The following is a 2,759-nucleotide window of genomic DNA, read 5'->3' on the forward strand; positions in this document are numbered from 1 at the left end:
AGTCGGGGTGGTGGGCGTGCGCCGCCTCATCGGTCTCGGCGGCGCCCGAGGCGGCCCGCTCCAGGTGCGCGAGGACGGTGCGCTCGGCGGCACGGCGGCGGCGCGCCGCCTCCTCGTCGAGCGGAAGGGGCCAGGCGTGCTCGGCGCCACCGCTGTGCAGGACGGGGTTCTTCTCGTCCTCCTCCGGCCCGTCCGCCCAGACCTCGATCTCGCCGTGCCCCGCCTCGCAGTGCTCGTACAGCGCCTGGAGGAACGCGGACGGCCCGCGCGGGCGCGTCCTGGCCGGCGCCCACCAGTGGCCGGAGCCGAGCAGGAGCGAGCGGGGACGGGTGAAGGTGACGTAGCCGAGCCGCAGCTCCTCGGTCCGGTGGTGCTCGTCCGTCGCCGCCTTGAAGGCCTTCATGCCCTTGGCGTCGAAGGACGCGATGTCCGGCAGGGTGGAGGCGTCGCCACGCAGGGCGTGCGGCAGGACCCGGCCCTGGGCGGTCCACCGGTCCTGGCCCTTGGCGTCGGGGAAGCCGCCCTGGACGAGGCCGGGCACCACGACCACGTCCCACTCCAGGCCCTTGGACTTGTGCGCGGTGAGCACCTTGACCGTGTTCTCGCCGCCGGGCAGGGCGTTGTCCAGCCCCTTCTCGAACTCGGCGGCGGCCCGCAGGAAGCCCAGGAACGCCTGGAGGGTGGCCCGGCCGTCCTCGGCGGTGGCGGTGGCGGCGAAGGAGGCGGCCGTGTCGAGGAAGTTGCCGAGCGTCTCGCGGCGGCGGGCGGCGAGCGCGCCGGGCGACGCGGACAGCTCGACCTCCAGACCGGTCACCGCGAGGACGCGGTGCAGCACGTCCATCAGCGGGTCGGACAGCGACCGCCGCAGGTCCCGCAGTTCGGCGGCGAGCCGGGCGAACCGCACCCGCGCCTCGGCGGAGAACGGCAGCCCGTCGTGGTCGCCGCCCAGGGACGGGTCGACGAACGTCTCCAGGGCGTCCGCCAGGGAGATCACCTCCGCCGGGTCGGTCCCCTCGACGGCCGCCACCAGGCGACGCTCCAGGTCCTCGTCGTCGGGGCCGCCGCGCGCCACTAGGAGGCGGGCCCGGCGTCCGAGCAGGGCGAGGTCCCGGGGGCCGATCCGCCAGCGCGGGCCAGTGAGGAGCCGGACCAGGGAGGCGTTGGCGCCCGGGTCCTGGAGCACCTCGCAGGTGGCGACGAGGTCGGCGACCTCCGGCAGGTCGAGCAGACCGGCCAGGCCCACCACCTCCACCGGGACGTCCCGGGTCACCAGGGCGGCGTGCAGCGGGGCGAAGTCGGCGGTGCGGCGGCACAGCACGGCGATCTCCCCGGGGGGCGTACCGGTGGCCACCAGGTGGGCGATCGAGTCGGCGATCCAGTCCGTCTCCTCCACGGCGGTCCGCAGCAGCGCGCAGCGCACCCGGCCGTCCCGCTCGGCGCCGGGGGCGGGGCGCAGGGCCTCGACGCCCTCGTGCATGTCCCGCAACGGGGCGGCCATGCGGTTGGCCAGGTCGAGGAGGAGGCCGCCGCTGCGCCGGTTCTCGCTCAGCGACAGGCGGGTCGCCGGGGTGCCGTCGGCGTGCGGGAAGTGCTCGGGGAAGTCGTCCAGGTTGGCCACCGAGGCGCCACGCCAGCCGTAGATGGCCTGGCAGGGGTCGCCCACGGCGGTCACCGGGTGGCCCGTGCCGCCGCCGAACAGGCCGGAGAGGAGGATCCGCTGGGCCACGGAGGTGTCCTGGTACTCGTCGAGCAGCACCACCCGGTACTGGTCGCGCAGCAGGGCGCCGACCTCGGGGCGGCTGCGCGCCAGCTCGGCGGAGAGCCCGATCTGGTCGCCGAAGTCGACGAGGTCCCGCTCCCGCTTGGCCTTCCGGAACCGTCCGACCAGCTCGGCGAGCTCACGCCGAGCCCCCGCGGCCTTCGGGACCTTGCGCAGGTCGTCGTTGGTGAGCTTGGCGTCCGCCAGCTCGGCCAGCAGCTCCGCGTCGTACGCCCGGAGCCGCTCGGGCGTCACCAGGTGCTCGGAGAGCTCGCCCTCCAGGGTGAGCAGGTCCCGGATCAGGTTGGCGAAGGTGCCGGTCAGCGACGGGTACGGCCCGGGCGCCTCGCGCAGCACGCGCGCCGCGAGCTGGTAGCGGGCGGCCCCGCCGAGCAGGCGCGCGCTGGGCTCCAGTCCGATCCGCAGGCCGTGATCGGTGAGGAGGCGTCCGGCGAAGGAGTGGTAGGTGGAGATCAGCGGTTCGCCGGCGCCCTCCTCAGGGCCGGTCCCGGGCTCGAAGGCGTCCGGGTCGGTGACCCCGGCCTTCACGAGTGCCTTGCGGACGCGCTCGGACAGCTCGGCGGCGGCCTTGTTGGTGAAGGTCAGCCCGAGCACCTGCTCCGGCGCGACCTGCCCCGTGCCGGTGAGCCACACCACCCGGGCGGCCATCACCGTGGTCTTCCCCGATCCCGCTCCCGCGACGATCACCTGCGGCGCGGGCGGCGCCGTGATGCACGCCAGCTGCTCCGGGGTGAACGGAATGCCGAGCAGCTCCTTGAGCTGCTCGGGATCGGTGATGCGGGGGTCGGACACGCTTCGAGGCTAACCCGCCGGGCGGACAGCGGACGCCGCGTCGGGTGCGACCGTCGCCACCGCGGCCCGACCTCGCCCCCCTGGGCCAGGAGCCCCGGCCCCGAGGCGCGGGGGGGCGCGGGACTGCGGGGGCACCGGCCGTCGACGCGGAGCCGTGTCGGACCGGAGCCGCGGGGGCGTCGGACCG

The 2,759-nt window shown here is 75.7% G+C and carries 1 protein-coding gene; it reads right to left on the minus strand.

Annotated features, from left to right (window positions below; all coding sequences use genetic code 11):
- Window positions 1-2,572, minus strand: a 2,572-nt coding sequence (locus ACOV8S_RS15150; RefSeq protein ID WP_448318352.1) for an ATP-dependent helicase, incomplete at its 3' end; no start/stop codon positions are given.
- Window positions 2,573-2,759: the final 187 nt, after the last annotated feature.

Source organism: Streptomyces sp. CO7 (assembly GCF_053474865.1).